The 24,700-nt window shown below is 72.2% G+C and carries 21 protein-coding genes; 10 read left to right on the top strand and 11 right to left on the bottom strand.

The window, feature by feature from the left end; genetic code table 11:
- The first annotated feature begins 30 nt into the window (after nucleotides 1-30).
- From ASF89_RS04500 to ASF89_RS04485, 4 genes are all read left to right on the top strand, one after another.
- Nucleotides 31-1,287 carry an extracellular solute-binding protein gene (locus ASF89_RS04500; RefSeq protein ID WP_055812359.1) on the top strand — a complete coding sequence of 419 codons (1,257 nt, stop codon included), beginning with the start codon at nucleotides 31-33 and terminating at the stop codon, nucleotides 1,285-1,287.
- A gap of 64 nt (nucleotides 1,288-1,351) precedes the next feature.
- Nucleotides 1,352-2,326 carry a carbohydrate ABC transporter permease gene (locus tag ASF89_RS04495; protein WP_055812356.1) on the top strand — a complete coding sequence of 325 codons (975 nt, stop codon included), beginning with the start codon at nucleotides 1,352-1,354 and terminating at the stop codon, nucleotides 2,324-2,326.
- A 116-nt stretch (nucleotides 2,327-2,442) separates the two neighbouring features.
- Nucleotides 2,443-3,204 carry a carbohydrate ABC transporter permease gene (locus ASF89_RS04490; RefSeq protein WP_055813100.1) on the top strand — a complete coding sequence of 254 codons (762 nt, stop codon included), beginning with the start codon at nucleotides 2,443-2,445 and terminating at the stop codon, nucleotides 3,202-3,204.
- Between the two features lie 70 nt (nucleotides 3,205-3,274).
- Nucleotides 3,275-5,242: a glycoside hydrolase family 127 protein gene (locus ASF89_RS04485; RefSeq protein WP_055812353.1), complete on the top strand. Its 1,968-nt coding sequence runs from the start codon at nucleotides 3,275-3,277 to the stop codon at nucleotides 5,240-5,242.
- An 18-nt stretch (nucleotides 5,243-5,260) separates the two neighbouring features.
- Here the strand turns inward: ASF89_RS04485 and ASF89_RS04480 are convergent, their stop codons facing one another.
- A complete protein-coding gene (locus ASF89_RS04480) occupies nucleotides 5,261-7,111 on the bottom strand; it encodes an AtzH-like domain-containing protein (RefSeq protein ID WP_055812350.1) in 1,851 nt (616 codons plus the stop codon).
- Complete coding sequence (locus ASF89_RS04475; RefSeq protein WP_055813095.1) at nucleotides 7,104-8,231, bottom strand: acetamidase/formamidase family protein; 1,128 nt, start codon at nucleotides 8,229-8,231, stop codon at nucleotides 7,104-7,106. The genes ASF89_RS04480 and ASF89_RS04475 overlap by 8 nt, the downstream gene beginning before the upstream one ends.
- A 158-nt stretch (nucleotides 8,232-8,389) precedes the next feature.
- Here ASF89_RS04475 and pucL point away from each other — a divergent pair, with 158 nt between their 5' ends.
- Entirely contained in the window at nucleotides 8,390-9,283 is an 894-nt protein-coding gene (pucL, locus tag ASF89_RS04470; RefSeq protein WP_055812344.1) for a factor-independent urate hydroxylase, read from the top strand.
- A gap of 50 nt (nucleotides 9,284-9,333) precedes the next feature.
- Entirely contained in the window at nucleotides 9,334-9,810 is a 477-nt protein-coding gene (locus tag ASF89_RS04465; protein ID WP_055794113.1) for a nucleoside deaminase, read from the top strand.
- A gap of 34 nt (nucleotides 9,811-9,844) precedes the next feature.
- Here the strand turns inward: ASF89_RS04465 and uraH are convergent, their stop codons facing one another.
- Nucleotides 9,845-10,171: a hydroxyisourate hydrolase gene (uraH, locus tag ASF89_RS04460; protein WP_055794110.1), complete on the bottom strand. Its 327-nt coding sequence runs from the start codon at nucleotides 10,169-10,171 to the stop codon at nucleotides 9,845-9,847.
- Nucleotides 10,168-10,719: a 2-oxo-4-hydroxy-4-carboxy-5-ureidoimidazoline decarboxylase gene (locus ASF89_RS04455; protein ID WP_055794107.1), complete on the bottom strand. Its 552-nt coding sequence runs from the start codon at nucleotides 10,717-10,719 to the stop codon at nucleotides 10,168-10,170. Before ASF89_RS04455 ends, uraH begins: the two co-directional genes overlap by 4 nt.
- A gap of 57 nt (nucleotides 10,720-10,776) precedes the next feature.
- On the opposite strand from ASF89_RS04455, the gene ASF89_RS04450 reads away from it, so the two are divergent.
- Together ASF89_RS04450 and ASF89_RS04445 are read left to right on the top strand one after the other, a co-directional pair.
- A complete protein-coding gene (locus ASF89_RS04450; RefSeq protein WP_055812340.1) occupies nucleotides 10,777-11,586 on the top strand; it encodes a xanthine dehydrogenase family protein subunit M in 810 nt (269 codons plus the stop codon).
- A 53-nt stretch (nucleotides 11,587-11,639) separates the two neighbouring features.
- Nucleotides 11,640-14,408, top strand: a complete 2,769-nt coding sequence (locus tag ASF89_RS04445) for a molybdopterin-dependent oxidoreductase (RefSeq protein WP_369814536.1) — start codon at nucleotides 11,640-11,642, stop codon at nucleotides 14,406-14,408.
- 112 nt (nucleotides 14,409-14,520) lie between these two features.
- Here the strand turns inward: ASF89_RS04445 and ASF89_RS04440 are convergent, their stop codons facing one another.
- Nucleotides 14,521-15,204 carry a DUF2848 domain-containing protein gene (locus ASF89_RS04440; RefSeq protein WP_055812334.1) on the bottom strand — a complete coding sequence of 228 codons (684 nt, stop codon included), beginning with the start codon at nucleotides 15,202-15,204 and terminating at the stop codon, nucleotides 14,521-14,523.
- Nucleotides 15,205-15,366: 162 nt separating this feature from the next.
- On the opposite strand from ASF89_RS04440, the gene ASF89_RS04435 reads away from it, so the two are divergent.
- Nucleotides 15,367-16,767: an MFS transporter gene (locus ASF89_RS04435; RefSeq protein ID WP_055812331.1), complete on the top strand. Its 1,401-nt coding sequence runs from the start codon at nucleotides 15,367-15,369 to the stop codon at nucleotides 16,765-16,767.
- 28 nt (nucleotides 16,768-16,795) lie between these two features.
- Here ASF89_RS04435 and ASF89_RS04430 read toward each other — a convergent pair whose 3' ends face one another.
- The gene (locus ASF89_RS04430) at nucleotides 16,796-17,455 is read right to left on the bottom strand and encodes a GntR family transcriptional regulator (protein ID WP_235476266.1); all 660 of its coding nucleotides are present in this window, start codon (nucleotides 17,453-17,455) and stop codon (nucleotides 16,796-16,798) included.
- Between the two features lie 38 nt (nucleotides 17,456-17,493).
- Here ASF89_RS04430 and ASF89_RS04425 point away from each other — a divergent pair, with 38 nt between their 5' ends.
- A complete protein-coding gene (locus ASF89_RS04425; RefSeq protein ID WP_055812328.1) occupies nucleotides 17,494-18,312 on the top strand; it encodes a carbon-nitrogen hydrolase family protein in 819 nt (272 codons plus the stop codon).
- Nucleotides 18,313-18,335: 23 nt separating this feature from the next.
- Here ASF89_RS04425 and ASF89_RS15835 read toward each other — a convergent pair whose 3' ends face one another.
- The 5 genes from ASF89_RS15835 to ASF89_RS04405 all read right to left on the bottom strand — a co-directional run bounded on the left by ASF89_RS15835 (nucleotide 18,336) and on the right by ASF89_RS04405 (nucleotide 24,635).
- Nucleotides 18,336-20,471 carry an ATP-binding cassette domain-containing protein gene (locus ASF89_RS15835; RefSeq protein WP_055812325.1) on the bottom strand — a complete coding sequence of 712 codons (2,136 nt, stop codon included), beginning with the start codon at nucleotides 20,469-20,471 and terminating at the stop codon, nucleotides 18,336-18,338.
- A complete protein-coding gene (locus ASF89_RS04415) occupies nucleotides 20,471-21,745 on the bottom strand; it encodes a peptidoglycan-binding domain-containing protein (RefSeq protein WP_055812322.1) in 1,275 nt (424 codons plus the stop codon). The genes ASF89_RS15835 and ASF89_RS04415 overlap by 1 nt, the downstream gene beginning before the upstream one ends.
- 31 nt (nucleotides 21,746-21,776) lie before the next feature.
- On the bottom strand, nucleotides 21,777-22,691 hold the full coding sequence (locus ASF89_RS04410) for a hypothetical protein (protein ID WP_156463309.1): 915 nt from the start codon (nucleotides 22,689-22,691) through the stop codon (nucleotides 21,777-21,779).
- Nucleotides 22,688-23,023: a peptidase inhibitor family I36 protein gene (locus ASF89_RS16285; protein ID WP_162240684.1), complete on the bottom strand. Its 336-nt coding sequence runs from the start codon at nucleotides 23,021-23,023 to the stop codon at nucleotides 22,688-22,690. The genes ASF89_RS04410 and ASF89_RS16285 overlap by 4 nt, the downstream gene beginning before the upstream one ends.
- 595 nt (nucleotides 23,024-23,618) lie before the next feature.
- Nucleotides 23,619-24,635, bottom strand: a complete 1,017-nt coding sequence (locus ASF89_RS04405) for a BMP family protein (protein ID WP_055813090.1) — start codon at nucleotides 24,633-24,635, stop codon at nucleotides 23,619-23,621.
- Nucleotides 24,636-24,700: the final 65 nt, after the last annotated feature.

Raw genomic sequence — 24,700 nt, 5'->3', positions numbered from 1 at the left:
CACCCGCAGCAGTTCAGAGAGGAACCTCCTGTGATCTCGTTCATCCGCAGCAAGCGCACCGCCGTGGCGATGGTCGGCCTGGCCGCCGCCACCCTGGCCCTGACCGGCTGCGCCGGCGGGGCAGGCGGCGGCTCGTCCGACGCCGCCTCCGGCACCTACACGTTCTGGGACCCGTACCCCCAGTTCGACGACACGAGCGACTGGGCGAAGCTCATCGAGAAGTGCGGCACGGAAGCGGGCGTGACGATCGAGCGCACCGGCTACGACACCTCCGACCTCACCAGCAAGGCCCTGCTCGCGGGCCAGCAGGGCAACTCGCCCGATCTGCTCCTCGTCGACAACCCGGTCGTCTCGACCCTCGCCGAAGCGGGCCTGCTCACCGACACCGACGAGACGGGCGCCGACACCTCGGCGATCGAGGCGAACATCCTGGCCGCAGGCCAGCTCGACGGGAAGACCTACGGCGTCCCCATCGGCGCCAACACGCTCGCGCTGTACTACAACAAGACCGTCCTCGACGCCGCCGGGGTCGACCCCGCGTCGATCACCGACTGGGACAGCCTCACCTCCGCCCTCGAGGCGGTCTCCGCCTCCGGAGGCAAGGGGATCACGTTCTCGGGCATCGGAACCGAGGAGGGCAGCTTCCAGTTCCTGCCCTGGTACTGGGGCTCCGGCGCCGATCTCACCGAACTCGACTCGGACGACGCCGTCTCGGCTCTGACCCTCTGGACCGACTGGGTCGAGAAGGGCTACGCCCCGAACTCGGTGATCAACAACACGCAGACCACGAGCTGGCAGGAGTTCCTCACCGGCGAGTACGCGTTCAGCGAGAACGGCACCTGGCAGCTCGCGGGCGTGAAGGAGTCCGGCATCGACTACGGCATCATCTCGATCCCGTCGAAGGGCGGCGGCGCGGCCCCCGCCCCCACCGGTGGCGAGTTCCTGACCGTCCCCGTGCAGAGCGACGACGCCCGGTACGAGGTGAGCGAGAAGATCCAGTCGTGCCTCACGAGCACCGACAACCTCGTCGCCACGGACACGACCCTGTCGTACGTCGCCCCCACGAAGGACGCTCAGACCGAGCAGGTCGCGACCGACCCCGATCTCGAGCCGTGGGTCACCGCTGTCGCCGATGCCAAGGGCCGCACGAGCGACGACCTGGGCACGGACTACCCGAAGATCTCGGAGCAGCTCTGGAAGGCCGTGCAGAACAGCCTCAGCGGGTCGTCCGACCCCGCGGACGCCCTGAAGGAGGCGCAGCAGGCCGCCGCGTCCGCCACCGAGTGACCGCACCGACACCCACGTGACCACCCACCGCACCGGACGACGCCCGACGACGAGGAGCAGCACCATGAGCATCGACACGATGGAACGTCGCGAGGCACCGCCCGGGGGGAGGCCGGACCCGGACCCCGGCCTCCCCGGCGCCGGGCCCCGGCGCGGACCAGGCGCCTCCCAGCTCACCGCCTGGGCGTTCCTCGCCCCCGTCGTCACCTACCTCGCCGTCTTCTACGTCTGGCCGCTCGTCCGCAACGTCGACCTCTCGACGCACGACTACACGGTCCGGTCGTTCATCGACGGCACGGCCCCCTTCATCGGCCTCGAGAACTTCGCCGACGTGTTCGCCAGCCCGACCTTCGGCCCGGCCCTGATGAACACCCTCCTCTTCACGGGCGTCTCGATCGCGTTCCAGTTCACGATCGGCATGGCCCTCGCCGTGTTCTTCTTCCAGAGGTTCCCGCTCTCCTCGACTCTCAGGGCGCTGTTCCTCGTCCCGTGGCTGCTGCCGCTGATCGTCAGCGCATCGACCTGGTCGTGGATGCTCAACAGCGAGAGCGGCGTCGTCAACTCGGTCATCCGCACCCTCGGAGGCGACCAGGTCAACTGGCTGACCTCTCCGCAGTGGGCGCTGACGAGCGTCATCATCGCCAACATCTGGATCGGGATCCCGTTCAACCTGGTCATCCTCTACAGCGGCCTGCAGAACATCCCCGGCGACATCTACGAGGCGGCCGCGCTCGACGGGGCGAACGCCTGGCAGGTCTTCCGGCGCATCACGTTCCCGCTGCTGCGCCCGGTCTCCGCCATCACCATCCTGCTCGGACTCGTCTACACGCTGAAGGTGTTCGACATCATCTGGATCATGACCCGCGGCGGGCCCGGGGACGCCTCGACCACCTTCGCCATCTGGTCGTACCAGCTGGGCTTCGGCTCCACCCTCCCCTCCTTCGGCCCCGCCGCCGCGGTCGGCAACCTGCTGATCGTCATGGCCCTGGTCTGCGGGTTCGTCTACCTGCGCGTGCAGAGGAAGCAGGACCGGTCATGAGCGCCACCATCCGGCCGGCCGCCGCCCCGACCTCCGCCGCCCGCCGCGCCTCCTCGGGTCGTGCCGGACGCCGCAGCCTCGCCACCACCCTGATCGGCGTCGTGCTGACCGCGATCATGCTGTTCCCGATCTACTGGATGATCAACGTCTCGCTGACGCCCGCCGCGCAGATGCGGCAGAGTCCGCCGTCGTGGTTCCCCTCCGCGCCGACCCTCGACGGCTACCGGGCCGTCGTCGCCGAGCAGCTGCCCTACCTCGGCACCAGCCTGCTGGTGGGCCTCGGCACCGTCGTCGTGACGGTGGCCCTCTCGGCACCGGCCGCGTACTCGCTCGCGAAGCTCCGACCGGTCGGAGGAGGCGCGCTGAGCTTCGTGATGATCGTCGCGCAGATGATCCCCCAGGTGATCATGGCCATGGGCTTCTACGCGATCTACCTCAACCTGGGGATCCTCAACCAGTGGTGGGGACTCGTCATCGCCGACTCGACCCTGGCGGTGCCCTTCGGCGTGCTCATCTTCACGGCCTTCATGCGGGGCATCCCCGACGAGCTGATGAGCGCCGCGAAGCTCGACGGCGCCGGGGCGTGGCGCACCTTCCGGTCCATCGTCCTGCCCGTGAGCCGCAACTCGGCCGTGACCGTCGGGCTCTTCGCGTTCCTGTGGGCCTGGTCGGACTTCGTGTTCTCGTCGACCCTGAACAGCGGCGGCGACGCGCAGACGATCACCCTCGGCATCTACCGGTACATCGGCAACAACAACCAGGAGTGGAACTCGATCATGGCGACCGCCGTCGTCGCGTCGATCCCCGCCACCGTCCTGCTCGTCGTCGCCCAGCGCTACGTCGCCGCCGGCGTCACCGCCGGAGCCGTCAAGGACTGACACCGGCGCCGCGAGCGCCAGCACCTCCTCCCCCGCTCGTCTCCCCTCCCTCACCACTCGGAGAACTCACGTGACCACCACTGCTCCCGCCACCCGCACCTCCTCGTCAGCCGTCGCCGGCGCCCGCCGGTTCGCGGGAACCGTCTCGCCGTCCTCCTCGACGCTGACCCCGCTCGACGCGACCGAGATCCACCTCACCGACGGCTTCTGGGCCGAGAAGCAGGCCCTGAACGCCGACGTCGTGCTGCGCCACTGCGAGGACTGGATGGAGCGCATCGGCTGGACGGGCAACTTCGACCGTGCCGCGGCCGGCCTCGGCGATCCCGGCACCCCCTGGGAGCACTCCGGGATCGAGTTCGTCGATTCGGAGGTCTACAAGCTCCTCGAGGGCATGGCCTGGGAGCTCGGACGCGAGCGCGAACCGGCCCTGCAGGCCCGCTACGACGCCCTCGTCGACCGGGTGGCCGCAGCGCAGGAGGACGACGGCTACCTGCACACGAGCTTCGGCCGTGCCTGGCAGCGCCCACGGTGGAGCGACCTCGAGTGGGGCCACGAGCTGTACTCGATGGGCCACCTGCTGCAGGCGGTGGTCGCCGCCGAGCGCACCGGCGCCTCGCCCCGCCTGGTCGAGGTCGGTCGCCGTCTCGCCGAGCACCTGTGGTCCGTCTTCGGCCCCGAGGGCAGGGTCGCGATCTGCGGGCACCCGGAGGTGGAGGTCGCCCTGGCCGAGCTCGGCCGCGCCCTCGACGAACCGCGCTGGGTCGAGCTCGCCCGCCTCTTCGTCGAGCGGCGAGGGCACGGGTTGCTCGGCCAGATCGAGTACGGCTCCGAGTACTTCCAGGACGACGTGCCGGTGCGCGACGCCGACGTGCTGCGCGGGCACGCCGTCCGGGCCCTCTACCTCGCGGCGGGCGCTCTCGACGTCGCGGTCGAGACCCGGGACGACGAGCTCGCCGATGCGGTCCGTCGACAGTGGGAGGCGACCGTCGCGGCCCGCACGTACGTCACGGGCGGCATGGGCTCCCACCACCAGGACGAGGCCTTCGGCGCCGACCACGAGCTGCCGCCCGACCGCGCCTACTCCGAGACCTGCGCGGGCATCGCCTCGACGATGCTCTCTTGGCGGCTGCTGCTCGCCGACGGCGACGCCCGGTACGCCGACCTGATCGAGCGGACCCTGCTGAACGTGGTTCTCGCCTCGCCGCGCGAGGACGGGCGGGCGTTCTTCTACACGAACACGCTCCACCAGAGGACCGAGGGCGTCGAGCCCGACGAGGACGAGCTGAACGCCCGCGCCCTGTCCAGCCTGCGCGCGCCCTGGTTCGAGGTGTCGTGCTGCCCCACGAACGTGGCCCGCACGCTGGCCAGCGTCGAGCAGTACTTCGCCACTCGCACGGCCGACGGGGTGCAGCTGCACCAGTACGGCAGCTACGACGTCGACACCGTGCTCGACGACGGCACGCCCGTGGCGCTGTCGGTCACGAGCGGATACCCCCTCGACGGGCGCGTCGCGGTGACGTGGCGCGGCGACGTCGACCGCGAGGTGGAGCTCGCTCTCCGTGTCCCCTCCTGGGCCGACGGTTCCGCGGTGACGGTGGCACTGCCCGGCGAGGAGGCCGGAGAGGCCCAGGGGCCGACGATCGTCGTCCGCCGCCGCTTCTCGGCGGGCGACGTCGTCGTGCTCGATCTGCCGACCACTGCCGAGTGGGTCCGACCGGATGCTCGCATCGACGCCGTGCGCGGCCAGGTCGCCGTTCAGAGAGGACCCCTCGTGCTCGCGCTCGAGTCGACCGACCTGCCCTCCGGCACCGTGAACGATGTGCTCGTCGACACGACCGTCGACCCGGTCACGACGCCGGCCGGTGCCCGGGTCGAGCTCTCGCGCAGCCGCACGCCTGCCGGCGGATGGCCCTACGGCCGCTCCACCGCGACCGCCGATCCTCTGGGCAGCGTGGAGCTCGTGCCCTACGCCACGTGGGGCAACCGCGGCCCGTCGACGATGCGGGTCTGGCTCCCGGTGGACGACCTCGAGGCCTAGACCGAGAGGGGACGACGGTCACGCACCCCAGGCGGCAGCCGCTGCCAGCAGGGCCAGGTCCGATCCGCGCGGCCCGACGAAGCACAGCCCCACCGGCGCCGGTCGAGACGTCACGACAGGCCGCCCGTCGGCGGCGAGCGCGGCATGTCGCGACCCGTCGCCGGGCACCTGCAGCCGCGGCGCCGACACGGCCGGCGCCCCCAGCACCCCCGCCACGCACGTCAGCCCCAGCGTCGCCGACCGCACCGCGTCGACCTCGGCCGACGTGGCGCTCAGCGAGGGCGCGGCCGACGAGGCGCTCGGCAGCAGCAGCACCCGGTCGGCGAGCACCGCCTCGAGGCGGTGACGCTCGTCGGCGAGGGCGACCCGCGCCTCCTCGGCCCTCTGCGGCGAGACGCTCGATCCGAAGGCGAAGCGCGCGGCGACGTCGTCGGCGAGCTGCCCGGGGTGCGCTTCGATCCAGTCGCCGTTCGAGCGCCAGGCCTCGTACGCCTGCCGCACCCGGAACAGCTCGAACAGCTCGGCCACGTCGCCGAGCGCGACCGGTTCGGGGCGGGCGATGCGCCCCTCCGCGACGGCCTCGTCGATCGATCGGGTGAACGCGTCGCGGACCTCGGGCGCGACGGCGGCGAGCAGAGTCGGATCGATGGCGAACACCGGATCGACCCCGCGCTGCTCGTCGGCGGGCAGCGACGTCGCGGCGGCCCTGAGCAGGGTGCCGGCATCGCGGGTCAGCCAGCCGACGGTGTCGAAGCTCGGGGCGAGAGGCAGCAGACCCGTGCGGTCGACGGCGCCGTGGGTCGTGCGGATGCCCCACAGCCCCTGATACGACGCGGGCACCCTCAGCGACCCGCCGGTGTCGGTGCCGAGGCCGATGCTCACCTGACCGAGGGCGACCGCTGCGGCGGGGCCGCTGGTCGAGCCGCCGGAGATCGCTCCGGGCCGGGCGGGGTTCGGCGGGGTGCCGTAGGCGGAGTTGCGCCCGGCGATGCTGTACGCGAACTCGTCGGTCTGGGCGATGCCCGTGATCGAGGCGCCCGCGTCGAGCAGTCGGCGCACCGCGGCGGCGTGCTCGGTCTGCACGGCGGCGCCCTCGAGGTAGGCGGGCACCCCCGCCCCGACGGCGTGCCCGGCGACGGCGAAGAGGTCCTTGACGGCGACGGTCTCGCCGACGAGGGTCGGCTCGAAGCCGTCGGCAGCCCCCTCAGGAGGCGCGGTGCCGGTCGACCCGTCACCCCGCCGCCCCGGCACGAGCGGCTCCCCCACCACACGCCACACGCGCCGGTCGACGGCGGGCGCCGGCGCCTGGACGTGCGCCGACGCGATGCGCCACGGGCCCTGCGCCGGGCCGCCCGATTCCGCGCCTGCGTCTGCGTCTGCGTCTGCGGTGGCTCCGGCGCTCGTGCTCGTGCTCGCGCTCGCGCTCGCGCTCGCGCTCGTGCCCGCGCTCGCATCGGATCCGCCGCGGCGCCAGAGCTGCGTCACCACGCCCCGTCCGCCGCCCGCCGGCGCGTTCACCGACACGATCAGCGCGGCGTCGTCGCCGAGCACCCGCACGTGCGCCTCGACGACCCGACGGACGGGCCCGCCGCCGCGTCGACCGCGGAACGCCGTGATCGCGTCGTGCCCCACCAGCAGACCGCCGGCGTCGGCCCGCATCACGGTCGCCGTCGGTTCGAAGGCGGCCGCCAGAGCCTCCTGGTCGTCGGCTGCCAGCGCGTGCTCGTACGCGTCGAACGCCTCGAGCAGCCCGGCGGGCAGCGCATCGGCAGCGGCCCCCTCGATCGTCGTGGGCGGCGTGGTCGGCGCGACCCGCGCCTCCTCGGAGCCGCCGGCCCGACCCGCGTCGTCGAGTGCGCGCTCAGCCACGGGAGACCCCTCCGCGGGCGACGCCGTCGAAGTCGGCGACGCGGATGCGCGCGTGCACGCCGGTCACGAGATCGACGACCTGCGAGATGTCGAAGTCGGTGGCGGCGCTGAGATAGGCGTAGGCGAGGGTCTCGTCCATGCCCCAGCGGGCGCGCAGCAGAGCGATCGCGGCGCGGACGCAGGCGCGGACGGCCTCGTCGAGATCGGGGTCCATGCCGGTGGGGACGAGGTGCTCGCGCGTCTCGACGAGCGGCCCGGCGAGCTCGCCGAACTCGGCGACGGCGACGTCGTGCGGCACGACGTCGAAGCGTAGGGTCACACGCAGCGACGCCTCCATGGCCGTCAACGCCACCTCGCCGTCTCCCTGGGCGAAGTGCGGGTCGCCGACGTAGGCGAGGGCGCCGTCGGCCTGCACCGGCAGGTAGAGCGACGATCCCTCCGTCAGCAGGTTGATGTCGATGTTGCCGCCGTGCGGACCGGGCGGAACCGAGTGCGGCCGCTCGTCGCCGGCCACGGCGACGCCCATGATGCCGAGGAACGGCCGCAACGGGAACCTCACCACCGGCGGCCCGCCCGGCACCACGGGCATCGTGCCGACGAGACCGTCGGGGCCCTGGTCGACGCCGGCGAACACGCTGACCGGGTCGGCGCCGAGCGGGTACTCGCCGGGCAGCGCGCCGCGGCCGTGCCGGTTCGAGACGACGCCGTAGGGCACCCGCGGCGTGGCCGTCACGACCGTGAGCTTGAGCAGGTCGCCGGGGCGGGCGCCGCGCACCTCGGCGGGGCCGGTGACGACGTGCGGCCCGTCGGCGGCGGCGTCGCGACCCGAGGCGTCGGAGGCGGCGATGGCCACGGCGTCGCGCAGCACCCCCTCGGCGGGCACCCCGTGGGAGGCGAAGTAGGCGAGCGGATCGCGCCCCTGGTCGTCGAGCACCCCCTCGTGACTGACCGTGTCGATGGTGACGGTCGCGCCCGACTCGATGGAGAGAACCGGGGCGTCGGAGGCGCACGGCAGTCGACCCCACAGGGTCGTCTCGGGGGTGGCCGGCAGATACGCGTCGCCGGGCAGGTCGCCCTCGCCGGGCTGCAGGACGGGGACGACGGGGCGGGGGTCGGTCATGCGGTGCCTCTCGATCTCGCGCATCGGGGCTGTCCGCCCCGGGGCCCTCTCGACCCTACCCAGCAGGCCGTCCCTCCCGAGGGCGCCTCTGAAACAATCAGTTCACAAACCGCCGATCGTGAAACACGCCGTTCACACGGCCGTGTGAGGATCACCGCATGGCGATCATCCTCGGCGACAATCAGTACGGCAAGGCGGAGTCCCGGCTCGTGCGCATCGTGCGCGACAGCCCCCGGCACGAGATCCGCGACCTCAACGTGACCACCGCGCTGCGGGGTCCGTTCGAGGCGGCGTACCTCGAGGGCGACCAGTCGGCGGTGCTCCCCACCGACACCCAGAAGAACACGGCCTTCGCGTTCGCCAAGTCGCACGGCGTGACCTCCATCGAGCGGTTCGGCCTCGACCTGGCGCGCCACTTCGTCACCGACGTCGGCCCCGTCGAAGGGGCTCGCATCGAGATCGAGGAGTACGCGTGGCAGCGTGCGGTGGTCGACGGCGTCGAGCACGACCACACCTGGCTGCGTTCCGGGCAGGAGATCCGCACGGCCGCGGTCACCGTCGACGCGAGCGGCGAGCACGTGATCGGCGGCCTGAAGGACCTCGTGCTGCTGAAGTCGACGGGTTCGGAGTTCGCGGGGTTCCTCAGCGACGAGTTCACCACCCTGCCCGAGACCCACGACCGCGTCATGGCCACGGCGCTCGACGCGAAGTGGCGCTTCACCTCGACCGACGTCGACTGGGAGGGCGTCTACGCCGAGGTGAAGAGACTGCTCGTCGCCCACTTCGCGACCCTGCAGTCGCTCGCCCTGCAGCAGACCCTCTGGCACATGGGCCGCGCCGTGCTCGAGGCGGTGCCCGCGATCGCCGAGATCCGTCTCGTCGCCCCGAACCGGCACCACTTCGCCTACGATCTCGACCGGTTCGGTCTCGAGAACCAGAACGAGGTCTTCTGGGCCGCCGACCGGCCCTACGGTCTGATCGAGGCCACGCTGCTCCGCGACGACGCGCCCCCCGCGGGCGACGCCTGGCGCGCCTCCGCGGGTCTCGCATGACCGCCGCCTCCCCCACCCGACCCGCACCCGACACCCCCGCAGGAGGCGCCATGCCCGGCACCGACGACGCCCAGTGGCTCGCCCGCTCCATCGATCTCGCCGTGGCGAACGTCGCCGACGGCGGCGGCCCGTTCGGGGCCCTCATCGTGCGCGACGGGGTCGTGCTCGCCGAGGGGCAGAACCGGGTCACCCGCGACCTCGACCCGACGGCGCACGCCGAGGTCGTCGCGATCCGCGCGGCCTGCGCCGCGGTCGGCGACTTCTCGCTGGCCGGGGCGACCCTGTACACCTCGTGCGAGCCCTGCCCGCTGTGCCTCTCGGCGGCGCTGTGGGCCCGTGTCGACCGCGTGGTCTACGCCGCCGACCGGCACGACGCCGCACGAGGCGGCTTCGACGACCTCGAGTTCTACGAGCTGTTCGGCCGCGACCGCGCCACGTGGGACCTCCCCGTCGACGCCGTCCGACCCGAGAACGCCCCGGCGCCCTTCGACGCCTGGCTCGCTCACGACCACCGGACGGACTACTAGGCCGGTGTCGGCGGACGGACTCAGGAGGCGCGGGTCAGCTGCCCCGGTACGTCGAGTACGCGAACGGGCTGAGCAGCAGGGGCACGTGGTGGTGAGCGCCCTCGTCGACGAGGTCGAAGTCGATCGTCACCCGCGGGTAGAAGGTGCGGCGATCGGCGGCCGCGAAGTAGACGGCGGTGTCGAAGACCAGGCGGTACACGCCCGCCGGCAGAGAGTCGGGGCCGAGGTCGCCGACGCGGCCGTCGTCGTCGGTGACGGCCGAGGCGATGACCTCGCCCGACTCGTCGGTCAGCACGACCGGCACGCCGGCGGCCGGTCGGCCGAGCGCGGCGTCGAGCACGTGCGTCGTGACGTGGCTCATGCGCCGAGCGGTTCGGGCTCGCGGGGCGACGCGGTCTCGGCCGAGCGGCCGGTCTCGGCGCTGGTGCGCCCGAAGGTCTGCCGCAGTCGCAGCACGGCGATCTCGACCAGCTGGGCGCCGGCCTCCTGCTTCTCGGACTCGTCGTCGAGCTTCAGACGACGGTCGAGCTCGGCGATGATCTCGGCCTTGCTGCGCCCGGCGGCCCGCACGACGAACACCCGGTCGAAGCGCTCCTCGTACGTGGCGTTGCCCTCGGCGAGCGCCTTGACCTCGGCGGGGTCGTCGGTCAGCTGCGACGCCTGCTGCTCGCGGCGGCTGAAGTCCTGCGACGCACCCTCGCCGTCGGGAGCCTCGCCGATGCGCGGGTGGTGCGCGAGCGCCTCGTCGATCTCGGCGTCGGTCAGACGCTCCCCGGCGCGCTCCGCGGCGGCCACGAGGTCGGACACGTCGGCGAAGGGCGCCTCGGCGGCGACGTCGTCGACCCAGCGCTGCACGGACAGGGCGGTCGCGAGGTGCTCGCGCAGCTGGCTCTCGGAGACGTCGATCATGGACGACACTGTATCCACGACTGGCTGCACGCCGACGACCACAGGCGGGAGCATCGGATGGACCTGGTGACGGTGGCGGACGTCCGCACCCCCTCGACCCGCGACGAGCTCGTCTTCGCTCCGGGCGAGCGGCCGCTCGGCGGCGGCACGTGGCTGTACTCCGAGGCGCAGCCCGGGTTGACGGGGCTCGTCGACCTCACCTCGCTCGGCTGGTCGCCGTTCGGCGAGACCGACGACGGGCTGACCGTCGGCGCGACGTGCACGATCGCCGAGCTGGCCGGGCTGGCGCCCCGCCCCGGGTGGTCGGCCCTGCCGCTCGTCCGTCAGTGCGCCGAGAGCCTGCTGGCCTCGTTCAAGATCTGGAACGTCGCCACGGTCGGGGGCAACGTCGCCCTGGGCCTGCCCGCCGGCGCGATGACCTCGCTCATGGCGACCCTCGACGCGACGGCCGTCGTCTGGACGACCGACGGCGGCGAACGCCGCACGCCGGTCGCCGAGTTCGTCACGGGCGTCCGCGAGTCGGCGCTCGCTCCCGGCGAGGTGCTCCGGGCGCTCGAGGTCCCCGCGGCGTCGCTCGAGTCGCGGACGGCCTTCCGCCGCATCGCCCTCAGCCCGCTGGGCCGGTCGGGCACGCTCGTCACCGGGCGGCTCGCCGCGTCGGGCGAGTTCGTCGTGACCGTCACGGCCGGCACGGTCCGCCCCGTGCAGCTGCGCTTCGACGAGGTGCCGGGCGCGAGGGCGCTGTCCGACGCGATGAGCCGCGTCGACGAGTGGTACGACGACCCGCACGGCGCCCCCGACTGGCGGCGCGCGACGAGCGGCGGGTTCGCCGAGGAGATCCGACGAGAACTGGGGGGCTCCTGGTGAGCACGCACGACGAGGGCGCACGGCGCCGCCACGGCTCGACGGGGGCGCAGGGCATCACGAACAACGGTCGACGCGTCGTGTTCGAGGTCGACGGCGAGTCGATCGACGCCCCGGTCGCCGCGGGGCAGGTGCTGCGCACCGTCCTCCGCGACGCCGGAGTGCACAGCGTCAAGAAGGGCTGCGACGCGGGAGACTGCGGCGCCTGCTCGGTCCTCGTCGACGACGATCCGGTGCACTCGTGCGTCTACCCCGCCCATCGACTCGACGGCCGCCGCGTCACCACGGCCGCCGGGCTCGGCACCCCCGAGGCCCCGCATCCGATGCAGCAGGCCTTCGTCGACGCGGCCGGGTTCCAGTGCGGCTTCTGCACGGCCGGCATGGTCGTGACGGCCTCGACGTTCACGGAGGCCGATCGGGACGACCTCCCGCGCCTCCTCAAGGGGAACATCTGCCGGTGCACCGGGTACCGGGCGATCCGCGACGCCGTCTGCGGCGTGGACAACACGGTGTCGCCGGCCGTCGGACAGGCGGCGGGGCGCTCGGTCAAGGCGCCGGCCGGCCTGAGGGTCGTGACCGGGCGCGAGGAGTTCACGCTCGACTCCCCCGCCCCGACGACGCTGCTGCACATCGCGGTGCTCGGCAGCCCGCACCCGCACGCGCGCATCGTGCGCATCGACACGACCGCGGCCCTGGCCCTGCCCGGCGTGCATGCGGTGCTCACCCACCACGACTCCCCCTCCACCCTGTTCTCGACCGGCCGCCACGAGGACCGCGAGGACGACCCCGACGACGGCCTCGTGATCGACCCCGTGCTGCGGTTCCGCGGCCAGCGGGTGGCCGCGGTCGTCGCCGAGTCGCGGCGGCAGGCCGAGCTCGCCCGCGACGCGATCGTCGTCGAGTACGAGCTGCTGCCCGCGGTCTTCGACCCCGAGGAGGCGCGGCGCCCCGGAGCCCCGCTGCTGCACGGCGAGAAGACCAGCGAGGTCTCGCGCATCGCGTTCCCCGAGCGCAACACCGTCGCGGCCATGCACGGCGAGACCGGCGACGTCGAGGCGGCCCTGGCCGCGGCCGCCGCCACGGTCGAGGGCACCTGGACGACGCAGCGCGTCAGTCACGGCTCGCTCGAGACTCACGCCACCCGCGGCTGGCTCGACGACGACGGGCGGCTGGTCCTCCGCACCTCGAGTCAGGTCCCGTTCCTCGTGCGCGACGAGATCGCCCACGTCTTCGGACTGCCCGAAGACCGGGTCCGGGTCTTCACGAAACGCGTCGGCGGCGGCTTCGGCGGCAAGCAGGAGCTCCTCACCGAAGACCTCGTCACGCTCGCCGTGCTGGCCACCGGCCGCCCCGTGCAGTACGAGTTCACCCGCGACGACGAGTTCACCATCGCCCCGACCCGGCACCCGATGCGCGTGCGCGTCCGACTCGGCGCCGACGCGGACGGCACGCTCACCGCCCTGCATGTCGACCAGCTGATGGACACCGGCGCCTACGGCAACCACGGCGTCGGCGTCATGTACCACTCGGTGCACGAGTCGATCGCGGTCTACCGCTGCGCGTCGAAGCGGGTCGACGCCGAATCGGTCTACACGAACAACCTGCCGTCGGGTGCGTTCCGCGGGTACGGCCTCGGGCAGGTGATCTTCGCCATCGAGTCGGCGATGGACGAGCTGTCGATCCGGCTCGGCATCGACCCCTTCGAGCTGCGCCGGAAGAACGTCGTCGTGCCCGGCGATGCGATGGTCGTCACCGACCCCGACGAGGAGACCGACCTCATCTGGGGCAGCTACGGCCTCGACCAGTGCCTCGATCTCGTCGAGGAGGCGCTGGCCGGCCCGGACCCGGAGCCCGCCCCCGTGGGCCCCACCTGGTCGACCGGCACCGGCATGGCCCTCGCGATGATCGCCACGATGCCGCCGCGCGGGCACTTCGCCGACACCACGGTCGAGCTGCGACCCGACGGCGGCTACGACATCGGCGTCGGCACCGCCGAATTCGGAAACGGCACGACGACCGTGCACGCTCAGCTCGTCGCCACCGCCCTCGGCACGACTCCCGACCGGGTCTCGATCCGCCAGTCGGACACCGACGTGGCCCGCTACGACTCCGGAGCCTTCGGCTCGGCCGGCGTCGTGGTCGCGGGCAAGGCCCTCTGGGCCGCGGCGCACAAGCTGCGAGCCGCTCTCGTCGATCGGGCGCTGGCCCTCTCAGGAGGCGCGGCGGACGTCGTCGACGGGGGCGCCGCACCCGAGGTGGTGCCGGGCGGGGTCGTCGTGACCCGCGCCTCCTCGGCGGGTCCGCCCTCGTCCCGGCTGGTGACGGTCGACGAGCTGCTCGCCGACGGGCCCCTCGTGGCCGACGGCAGTCACGACGGCACCCCGCGCTCGGTCGCGTTCAACGTGCACGCGTTCCGGGTGGCCGTCGACCGGTCCACCGGCGAGGTGCGCATGCTGCGCTCGATCCAGGCGGCCGACGCCGGCACCGTGCTGAACCCCGAGCAGCTGCGCGGGCAGATCGAGGGCGGCACGGCCCAGGCGATCGGCACCGCCCTCTACGAGGAGATGCTGCTCGACGGCGAGGGCCGCGTGCTCACGACGGCGCTGCGCAACTACCGGCTGCCGAAGTTCTCGGACGTCCCCGAGACGGAGGTCCTGTTCGCGGAGACCCACGACGAGCTGGGGCCGCTCGGCGCGAAGAGCATGAGCGAGGCGCCGTACAACCCCGTCGCCCCGGCGCTGGCGAACGCGATCCGCGACGCCCTGGGCGTGCGTCCGCACGAGCTGCCGATGTCGCGCGACCGCCTCTGGCGCCTCGCCCGCTGACGGGCGGCACGAGCCCGGGCCCGCTGACGACCGCACCCGGCCCGGGGTCTGGGCCCGGGCACCGGGCCGGGGTCGACGGGCCGGGCACCGGGCCGAGGAGGCGCGGGTCGGCTCAGCCGATCGGCGCGGGCATCGGGACGACGCGGTACGCCGCCTCGAGGGTGTCGCCGGTGGCCGGGTCGTGCATCTCGACGGACCACGAGTCGGCGAACTGGTCGACGCCCGGGAGCATGGCGACGGTGCCCGAGATGAGCACGGTGCCGGGCGTGGCGAGGTCGCGCTCGGCGAGCACGTCGAGCCAGTAGTCGGGGGTCAGCAGCGCGCCGAGGGTCGAGTCCTGGATGAGCCGGCGGGCGTCGCCCTCGCCGACGTACCCGCGCAGGGTGATGTCGTCGAGGTGGTCGCGGACGTCGTCGAGGCGCCAGGCGCGGGTGCCGAGCACGTTGGGGCTGGCGTTCTTGCTCCACGCGACGCCGTGCACCTCGAGCGCGCGATCGGTGTGGTCGCACGCGACGGTGAGCAGCACGCCCGAGCCGGTGATGACGAGAGCCCACTCGGCCTCGCCGCTGGTGCGCTCGTGCTGCACGTCGACGGCGGTCGCCTGCGAGGCGAGGTAGGGCGAGACCGGGTACAGCGCCGGCGTGGTCGTCGGTCCGGGCACGCCCAGCTCGGCGAGCTCGGCGATGTGCGCCTGCACCTCGTCCTGCTCGCGACCGGCGTATCCGGCGTTCAGGAGGCGCGTGACCTCGACGGTCTCGGTCGAGCCGTCGGGCAGGGTGAAGTGGAGCGTGCTCATGGGTCTCCCTCAGAAGGCGGTCGTGTGTTTCGGTCCGGTAAAAGATGTCCCGGGTCGACGCTCGGCCCTGTCGTCCGGCTTGTCGTACACCTACTGTATACACACGGTATCGCCGTGGCACCACCCTCCGACCGATCCCCACCGAACTCGATAGGACAGCCCATGACCACCGATCCACAGACGCCGGACCCCCTGGTCGACGACGCTCCGGCCAGTCGCCGATCGCTCGCGAAGGCGTTCACGGCCTCGCTCACCGGCACCTCGCTCGAGTGGTACGACTTCGCCGTGTACTCGGCGGCGTCGGCCGTCGTGTTCCCCGTCGTGTTCTTCCCGGCGAGCGACCCCTACACGGCGACGATCCTCGCCTTCTCGACGTACGCCGTCGGCTACGTCTCGCGGCCCGTCGGCGGGTTCGTGTTCGGGCGCCTCGGCGACAAGATCGGTCGGAAGCCCGTGCTCGTCACGACGCTGCTGATCATCGGCCTCGCGACGTTGCTCATCGGACTGCTGCCGAGCTACGCGACCATCGGCCTCGCGGCACCCATCCTCCTCGTGCTGCTGCGCTTCGCGCAGGGCGTCGGCGTGGGCGGCGAGTGGGGCGGCGCGGTGCTGCTGTCGAGCGAGTTCGGAGACCCGAGGAGGCGCGGCTTCTGGTCGTCCGCCGCCCAGGTCGGTCCCCCGGCCGGCAACCTGCTCGCCAACGGCGCTCTCGCGGTGCTCACGGCCGTGCTCACCGAGGAGGCCTTCCTGGACTGGGGCTGGCGCGTGGCGTTCCTCGCCTCGGCCGTGCTGGTCGGCTTCGGCCTCTGGATCCGCCTGAAGCTCGAGGACACCCCCGTCTTCCAGGCTCTCGAGGCGCGCGGCGATGCTCCGGCGGCGCCCGTCCGCGAGGTCTTCACCACGCAGCTGCGGCCGCTGATCGCGGCCATCCTCAGCCGCATCGGACCCGACGTCACCTACGCCCTCTTCACCGTCTTCACGCTGACCTACGGCACCGTCACCCTCGGACTCGAGCGCAGTCAGGTCCTGGTCGCCGTGCTCATCGGCTCGGCCTTCCAGCTCGCGTGCATCCCGCTCGCGGGCGCGCTGTCCGACCGCATCAACCGTCGACTGCTCTACGCGGTCGCCGCCGTGGGAGCCGCGGTCTGGGCCTACGTGTTCTTCGCGATCACCGACGGCTCGTCGACCGTCGTCCTGACGATCGGCATCGTGCTGGCCCTCGTCTTCCACTCGTTCATGTACGGGCCGCAGGCCGCGTTCATCGTCGAGCAGTTCTCGCCGCGGCTCCGCTCGACGGGCAGCTCGCTCGCCTACACGATCGCCGGCGTCTTCGGCGGAGCCATCGCCCCGCTGATGTTCACCATCATCTTCGAGGAGACGGGGAGCGGGCTCGGGGTCGCCGTCTACCTGACCGTGGCCGTCGTGCTGACCCTCGTGGGGCTGGCGCTCGGGCGCGACTCGAACGTCCAGGAGGACGCCGACTACCTGGCCGAGGCTCCGGCGACGGACGGGGTCGACGCGACCCGCGCCTCCTCGGGGCCGTCCGCGGCGGGCCGGGACTGACCCGCGCCGATCGGGCGACGCCGTGACGTCAGCTGCGCAGGAGGAGGTCGAGCGTCACCCCGAGGTGACGATCGATCGCATCACGCGCGGCCTCGGCGTCGCCCGACGCGAGGGCCTCGACGATCTCGTCGTGCTCGGCGCAGACCCGCTCCTGCCGATCGGTGCGACGGAACAGCGCCTCGACGCCGACCATCACCTGACGCGCGCGCAGCTTCTCGTAGCTGCGCGACATGAGGTCGTTGCCGGCCGCGTCGACCAGCAGCTGGTGGAATTCGCGGTCGTGCTCGATGAAGCGCTGGCCGCTCTCGCGCGGATCGAGGTCCTTCAACCCGTGCTGGGCGGCGAGCACGACCCGCATCGCCTCGAGCGGCACACGACCCGAGGCGAGGGTCGTCGTGGCGGCGTGGCGTTCGAGCACCCCGCGGAGCTCCATCAGCTCGGCGATCTCGCGACCGCTGATGACCGGCACGCGCACCCCCCGCTTCGGGATCATCTGCACCAGCCCGTCGGACGCGAGCAGCAGCAGCGCCTCGCGGACCGGGGTGCGCGAGACGCCCACGCGCTCGGCGATGTCCTGCTCGCTGAGGAACGCCCCCTGCATGGCGGGGTCGACGAGCACCTGAGAGTAGAGGTACTCGTAGGCCCGGTCGCGCCCCGAGGCCGCGGGGACGGGCGATTCGGGGCTCATCTGCATACCATACGTATACACCACCGATCGGAGAAACCATGCGCATCGCGCTCGCTCAGATGATCAGCTCGGCCGACCCCCGGGCGAACCTCGCCGAGATCGGGAGGACGACGGAGGCGGCGGTCGCCCAGGGAGCCGAGCTGGTCGTGTTCCCCGAGGCCGCCCTGTGCGCCTTCGGCAACGACCTCGGCGCCGTCGCCGAGCCGCTCGACGGGCCCTGGGCCACGGAGGTGCGTGCGCTCGCCCGACGCCTCGGCACCACGATCGTCGTGGGCGCCTTCACGCCGGGTTCGGGCGGGCGGGTGCGCAACACCCTGATCGTCGCCGGGCCGACGGCCGAGACCGATGACTCGTACGACAAGATGCACCTGTTCGACGCCTTCGGCTACGCCGAGTCGGACTCGGTCGAGGGCGGCGAGCGCGCCGTGACCGTCACGGTCGGCGAGACCCTGGTCGGCCTGGCGACCTGCTACGACATCCGCTTCCCGTCGCTGTTCGTGGCGAACGCGGCGGCGGGGGCGCGGCTGAGCGTCGTGTGCGCGTCGTGGGGTGCGGGGCCGGGCAAGATCGAGCAGTGGCAGCTGCTCGCGCGCGCCCGGGCGGTCGACACGACGACGGTCGTCGTCGCGGTCGGGCAGGGCGACCCCGCGTCGCAGGGCGTCGAGACGCCCGGCACGGCGCCGACCGGCGTGGGGCACAGCATGGTCGTGTCGCCGTTCGGCGTGGTGCTGCACGAGCTCGGGGCCGAGCCCGAGCTGCTCGTCGTCGACGTCGACCTCTCGACCGTCGATGCGGCGCGCGGGTCGCTGCCGGTGCTGGCGAACCAGCGGTTCGCGGTGGGCGCGCTGCGCGACTGAGGGGCGCCGCGCCTCCTCGGCTCTCAGAGGCGGAGCGCCTCGTGGGGCTCGATGCGGCTCGCCCGCCAGGCCGCGATGAGCCCGCCGGCCGCCCCGACGACGACTCCGCCCACGAGTGCGGCGGGTGCGAGACGCAGATCGAAGACGGGGATCCACTGCCGGGCGATGGTCATCACCAGCACCGCCCCGAGTCCGAGCGCCAGCCCGAGCAGTCCGCCGAGGGCGCCGATCACCACGGACTCGGCGAGCACGAGCCCGGCGATGTGACCGGGGCGGGCGCCGAGCGCTCGGCGCAGACCGAGCTCCTTGCGCCGTTCGAGGACGGCGAGCACCATCGAGTTGCCGAGACCCGCCACGGCCGCGAGGAGCGCCACCCCGGTGAAGGCCAGCAGGGTGGAGGCGACGTCCGACTCGATCTCGGCGCGGAGGGTGGTCGGGTCGATCGGGGCGTCGATCCGGAACGTCTCGGCGGCCACGGGGTCGATGGCGACCGGCGCCTGCCGGGCGACCTGCTGAGCCGCGCCCGCACCGGTCCGGATCAGCACGGACGTCTGAGAGGGGTTCTCGACTCCCGCCAGGGAGTGCGCCCCGGTCGTCACGGCTCCGACGAGGCTCGGCACGCGCGGCGAGTCGTCCACGATGCCGACGACGGCGACCTCGGTGTCGCCCAGGGTGACGACGGGCACCGCGGCGAGCGGACCGAGGGGCAGCTGAGCGGCGAGACCGCGGCCGATCAGCACCTCCCTTTCGCCGAGCGTCGGGCCGTGGCGGGCGAGCCACTCGACGTCGACGCGGGCGGCCGCGAGCAGGTTCCCCTCGATGCTCACGACCGGCGCCTGCAGGGCGTCGCGCACGGTGGTCGCCCGGACGACGGCCGAGCCCCGCTCGTGCAGGGCGCCGACCGACTCGACGCCGCTGAGCGCCGCGACCCGGTCGATCCTGCCGCCGATGTCGGCCGCGGCCTCGGGACTGCCGAACGGAGCGACAACAGGGCCCCCGCCGATCGCCCCCGGAGCCTCCCCTTCGGCGGTCGGGTCCACCGGGGAGTCCCACGAGACCCCGACGTCGCGGTTGGTGTGCAGATCGAAGGTTTCGCCGACCTGGGCGCGCGCCGACACCGACAGCCCGAGACTGGCGACGGCGAGCGCCACCGCCACGGCGACGGCGGCCGCGAGGCCCGCGGTCTTGCCCAGCCGCGACGTGACCGAGCGCAGGGCGTCGACGGCGAGGTCGCGGAACCGGAGGCGCGACGGGCGGCCCGGTCTCTCGGGTCGACGACCCGCGCCTCCTGAGCCCGTCGGCGAGGGAGCCGAGGAGGCGCGGGTCGTCCGCGTCACGCCGGTCGCGACCGCGAGACCCCCTGCGGGGACCGCGCCGGCACCGGCCGGGGCCGACTCGACCCGTTCGACCGGCTCGACCGGCTCGACCGGCTCGACCGGGACAGGTTCGACCGACTCGACCTGTCCGGCCTGTCCGACCGGTCCGGCCGGTTCGACCGACTCGATGCGCCCGTCGCGGAGGTGCGCGACACGATCGGCCGCGCGGGCGACGGTCGGGTCGTGGGTGACGAGGACGACCGTCGTGCCCGCGTCGCGGAGGGCGAGGAGGGTCTCGACGACGAGCGCGCCGTTCTCGGAGTCGAGATTGCCGGTCGGCTCGTCGGCGACGATGACGGGGGTGCCTGCGGCCAGCGCCCGGGCGATGGCGACCCGCTGACGTTGGCCGCCGGAGAGCTTCGCGGCGAGCTGGTCGCCGAGCCCGTCGAGCCCCACGCGGGCGAGCGCGTCGTCGACGAGGACGCGACGCTCGGCGGCCGGCACGGCGCGGTAGAGGAGGCCGAGCTCGACGCTGTCGCGGACGGGTCGCTGGTCGAGCAGATGGAAGCCCTGGAAGACGAAGCCGAAGGTCTCGGATCGTGTCTCCGCGAGGTGACGCGAGGTCGATCCATCGATGTCGTGACCGGCGATCGTGTACGTGCCGGTGGTGGGGTGGTCGAGCAGACCGACGGTGTTGAGCAGTGTGGACTTGCCGCCGCCGGAGGGGCCCATGATGGCGAAGAACTCGCCCGCCTCGATGTCGAGGGTGACGTCGTCGAGGGCGGCGACCTCGACCGCGCCCGAGAACGTGCGTCCGACCCCGCGGAGCTGCAGCAGGGCCATCAGTCGACCCGCACGCGGTCGCCCTCGGCGAGGTCGTCGGGGTCCGTCGGCTCGACGGCGCTCTCGCCGTCGAGCTGGCCGGTCTCGATGACGGGGATGCGACGGAAGGTCCCGTCGTCCTGTTCGACGAGGAGGTGCGCCTCACCTGATCCACCACCGGCGACCGCGACCGTGGGGACGATGAGGCTCCCGGTCTGCACGGTCTCGATGTCGAGGGCGACGAGGCCCTCCGCTCCGAGCAGGTCGGCCGCGAGCTCACCGTCAGCCGCGTCGAGGATCACACGGGACTCGGCGTCGTCGTCGCCCCCGGGCACGACGGTCTCGAGCGTGAGCGGCGTGGTCGCGCCGTCGGGCGCAGTGAAGGTGCCGGTGGAGCCCTCGCTCAGGGTCTCGGCGATGAGCACGGGAACATCGGCGGTCACGCGCAGGCGGCCGGACTCCAGGCGGAGCTGGACCTCGGAGCTGGCGGCGGTTCCGACGGCCGGCGTCTCGGCCGCGACGGCCGGGAGGGTCGGAACGACGACGAACTCGGACGGCGAGGCGACCACTCGACGCCTGATGGGGCGGTCGGAGGTCGCCTCGGTGTCGCTCGTGTCCGCTGCGGAGGGAGCGGAGCCGGCGCTCGATGAGGGTGCAGGGGTGCCCACCGGTGCGGGTTGAGCGCCGGTCGCGTCGACGGCCGCGCCCGTGCCGGGGGTGGCGTCTGTACCGGGGACGCCCCGGTCTTCCTCGATGGCGACCTCGGTGGGAGGCGCGTGTCCGGCCCGAGAGTAGAGCGCCGCCAGCGATCGCTCGGTACCGGCGCCGAACACACCGTCGACGGTCGTGGGGATGCCGGCATCGCGCAGGGCCGTCTGCAGTTGTCGCACGTCGGGGCCCGTGTGGTCTCGGCGGAGTTCGCGGTAGAAGGGGAAGGCGCCGGTGACGGCGAACACCGGGCGGCCGTTGACCTCGGTGACGACCTGGCCTGCGGTGACGGGGGCACCGGCCGACGTGGGCTTCCCGGTCACGTAGGCAGGCTCGGCCGCCGGGGCGGGCAGCGCGACGGACATGAGGCCGGTGCGACCCACCGTCGCCTGGAAGGTGATGCGGCGTGTGAGGTCGCCGACTCGGACCTCGCTCGTCACCGGGAGCGGCGACGGGGCGGTCGCGGCCGCCTCGCGCTGGGCGGGCGACTCGAACGCGTGGGCCAGCCCCCAGCCGCCGGCGAGGAGCGCGACGATCGCCGCACTTCCGCCGACGGCGAGGGTCTTGCGGGAACGGATGAGGGTCAAGTTCGCACCCGTGCTGCCGCTCGATGGGCTGTCATCGCGCATCGGCGGCGTGTTCAGCGAGGTACGCCTCGGCTCGCGCCCGTTCGTCGTCGATCTGTCGCTTGTAGCGGCTCAGATCATCGGCCCGTGCCGCCACAGCCTCCGCCTGCGCCTGCCATTCAGCCTCGTAGAGGGCGCTGGCGTACGCGACCGACTCGCGACAGGCGGCATCGGCGACGGCGAGGCGTATCTCCTCCGCAGGGACGGGTTCATCCTCGCCGGAAGCGTCCGCGCCATCGACATTGGACCCCCTCAGCCCCGCGATCGAGTCAGGGGGCATCTGATCGGGTGATCGTGGGAGATCCGGCACACCGGCTTCACGGAGACATCCGCGCCATCGAGACGCCGCCGCCTCGACATCGTCATCAGCCTTCGCGTCACCGTAGGCCACTCCCGCGAGCTGCTCCGCCAATTCGTATGAGCCGCGCCCCGAAGCCTCATTCGTCATGTCCCGAGAGTCCGCGAGGCACCGATCGAAGACCGCATGGGCGCTCTCGGGCAAGCTCCTGTTCGCTGACTCGGCTTCGTACATCGCTCGTTGCGCGGCGACAGATCGTGCGATCTCCGATGAGTTCCCGTAGCCGTATTCGCTCGCGAGTTCGATGGAGAAGAGCTTTCGTCCGACCGGGTTCCACGATTCACCGACAGCCGCCTCGCGCTCGGTCGGTGCGACCTTCCACAGAACCCCCGAGTCCCTCATGCAGTCTTGGATGAACGCATCCTGCGCGGAGGCGACGACATCGACGAGAGGCCTCTGGTACGGGTCGAGCGGGAGACTCCACGATGCGCGATCCTTCTCGGTGAGAACGACGGAGTCGTCGACCGGGTCTTCGGTGCATGCGACGAGGCTCAGGGATGTCCCGATGACGACCACGACGCTCGACCACCTGATCGAGGGGCGCTTCACTTGCAGTAGCCCTCGAAGCACGCCGAGGAGATCTTGTCGTTGGACGTACCGAAATTGAGCCCTCGTTGCGGGGCCGCGGTCTTACGAGGGCCCTGATAGTTCGCGTCATCGAACCACTTGACGACGCGATTCGTGGTCCCGTTGTTGAAGCCAGAGGAGGCCGAGTCGTTGGTCAGGAAATGGTTCGTTCCGCCCCATTGCCAGACGTCCTTGAAGTTTCGTACGTACTCATAGAAGTTGATACGGCCGCCGCGGTAGCCGGAATCCTCGTACGTGCATCCGTGCCCCCGCGTGGAGCATCCACTGGGCGCCGCCGAGGCTGGTGCGGCCATGATGACGGAGGAGGAGAGAATCCCAAGCGCGATTAGGGCGCTGAGAATCGGTCGGCTTGATCTAGCCATGAAGTAGGACCTCTAAACGAACCGCCAGTACCGCAAGAGGACCGTTGCGGTTCGTTCGACGGTGCCCAAGACCACCCTTCAAGGTGGCAGATGAAACACTAACAACCGATATGCATAACTGTCAACGACACGTTGGGTCGGATGCTGCACCTCCCGTGGCACGTCGGGCTCGACCCCGGAGCGGCCACTGGTACTGGTCGAGCGGCAACAGCCACCGATGCCGATTCTTCTCGGGCAGCGGCAGATCGGCCTCGTGCACCGATGAATTCGTACAGGCGGACAGACCGACCAGACAGACACCGACGGCTACGCCGAGGACCGCCCTCGACATCGTTCGGCGTGGCAGGATCATGAACAACACCTCGAATGAACCGCGAGCGCAGCGAGAGCCGATGCGGTTCGTCAGTCGGATTCCCAGGCCGCACCCTGAGTGCGACACGCGAAACGCTACCGACCGTTATGTCTTGCGGTCAAGACTCTGCTGCGCCGCTCCTCCTGAAGGCTGAGAACGAGTCCTTGAGGCGGCCTACGGCGCGCTCGGCGACTCCACCGTCACGGCGCCGCTGACGATGTCGGCGCGCAGGGCGTCGAGCTCGCCGCTCAGCTCGCCCGGCACCGACGACTCGAGGTCGTGGAACGGTGCGAGGCCGACACCGTCGTTGTCGAGCGTGCCGACGTACGGCTCGTTCGTGAACGACCCGTCGGCCGACGAGATCGCGATGTCCTGGACGGCCTGCTCGGTGTCCTTGATGACCGAGGTCAACAGGATGGGGCGGTACTCGGCGGGCAGCGTGTCGTACCCGTCGTTGTCGACCCAGACCACCGAGACGTCGCCCGCGTCGAGCGCGGCCGAGGCGGCGCCCTCGCCGACCTGACCGGCCACCGGCATGATCACGTCGGCACCCTGGTCGATGAGCGCCTGCGCCAGCTGCTTGCCCTTGTTGACGTCTTCGAAGTCACCGGTGAACGAGCCGTCCTGCGCCTCCTTGTCCCACCCGAGCAGCGCGACGGTCGTGCCGTGCGCCTCGTTGTACGCGTCGACGCCGTCGGAGAAGCCGTCCATGAACAGGGTCACCGGGGGCTGGTTGCCGCCGCCGAAGGTCGCCACCGTGCCGGTCTTCGAGACCCCCGCCGCGAGGTAGCCCGCGAGGTACGACGCCTGGGCGGTGTCGAACACGATCGGCTTGACGTTGTCGCCCTCGACGGTCTCGTCGACGATCGCGAAGTCGATGTCGGGGTTCGCCGCGGCCTGCTCCTCGGTGGCCGGCGCGAGCTCGTAGCCCACGGTCAGCACGAAGCCGCACCCCGACGACACCGCCTGCGCGACGTTCGGGGCGAGGTCGGTCTCGTTGGTCGAGACGAGCACCTCGGCCGCGATGCCGTCCTCCTTCTCGGCCTTCTGCAGCCCGGCCCAGCTCGACTGGTTGAACGAGCGGTCGTCGAGGCCACCCGAGTTCGTGACCATGCGCGAGCAGTGCGTCGAGTCGGTCGAGGCGGGGTCCGCCTCGGACGTGGGCGCCGAGGCGCAGGCGGCGAGCGCCATCAGCGCGACGGCGGAGAGAGCCACCGAGCCGAGGAGGCGCGGGTGGCGGAGACGGGACGACGAGC

Source organism: Frigoribacterium sp. Leaf172 (genome assembly GCF_001424285.1).
Classification (GTDB): Bacteria; Actinomycetota; Actinomycetes; order Actinomycetales; family Microbacteriaceae; genus Frigoribacterium.
The sequence above is the reverse complement of the archived record's forward strand: the minus strand, read 5'-3'. Positions and strand labels throughout refer to the sequence as shown.

Coding starts and splice junctions, on each gene's coding strand:
- ASF89_RS04495 (WP_055812356.1), top strand. CDS start 1,352: ATGAGCATCGACACGATGGAACGTCGCGAGGCACCGCCCGGGGGGAGG.
- ASF89_RS04490 (WP_055813100.1), top strand. CDS start 2,443: ATGCTGTTCCCGATCTACTGGATGATCAACGTCTCGCTGACGCCCGCC.
- ASF89_RS04475 (WP_055813095.1), bottom strand. CDS start 8,231: ATGACCGACCCCCGCCCCGTCGTCCCCGTCCTGCAGCCCGGCGAGGGC.
- pucL (WP_055812344.1), top strand. CDS start 8,390: ATGGCGATCATCCTCGGCGACAATCAGTACGGCAAGGCGGAGTCCCGG.
- ASF89_RS04465 (WP_055794113.1), top strand. CDS start 9,334: ATGCCCGGCACCGACGACGCCCAGTGGCTCGCCCGCTCCATCGATCTC.
- uraH (WP_055794110.1), bottom strand. CDS start 10,171: ATGAGCCACGTCACGACGCACGTGCTCGACGCCGCGCTCGGCCGACCG.
- ASF89_RS04455 (WP_055794107.1), bottom strand. CDS start 10,719: ATGATCGACGTCTCCGAGAGCCAGCTGCGCGAGCACCTCGCGACCGCC.
- ASF89_RS04450 (WP_055812340.1), top strand. CDS start 10,777: ATGGACCTGGTGACGGTGGCGGACGTCCGCACCCCCTCGACCCGCGAC.
- ASF89_RS04440 (WP_055812334.1), bottom strand. CDS start 15,204: ATGAGCACGCTCCACTTCACCCTGCCCGACGGCTCGACCGAGACCGTC.
- ASF89_RS04435 (WP_055812331.1), top strand. CDS start 15,367: ATGACCACCGATCCACAGACGCCGGACCCCCTGGTCGACGACGCTCCG.
- ASF89_RS04430 (WP_235476266.1), bottom strand. CDS start 17,455: ATGAGCCCCGAATCGCCCGTCCCCGCGGCCTCGGGGCGCGACCGGGCC.
- ASF89_RS04425 (WP_055812328.1), top strand. CDS start 17,494: ATGCGCATCGCGCTCGCTCAGATGATCAGCTCGGCCGACCCCCGGGCG.
- ASF89_RS15835 (WP_055812325.1), bottom strand. CDS start 20,471: ATGGCCCTGCTGCAGCTCCGCGGGGTCGGACGCACGTTCTCGGGCGCG.
- ASF89_RS16285 (WP_162240684.1), bottom strand. CDS start 23,023: ATGGCCGCACCAGCCTCGGCGGCGCCCAGTGGATGCTCCACGCGGGGG.
- ASF89_RS04405 (WP_055813090.1), bottom strand. CDS start 24,635: ATGGCGCTCGCCGCCTGCGCCTCGGCGCCCACGTCCGAGGCGGACCCC.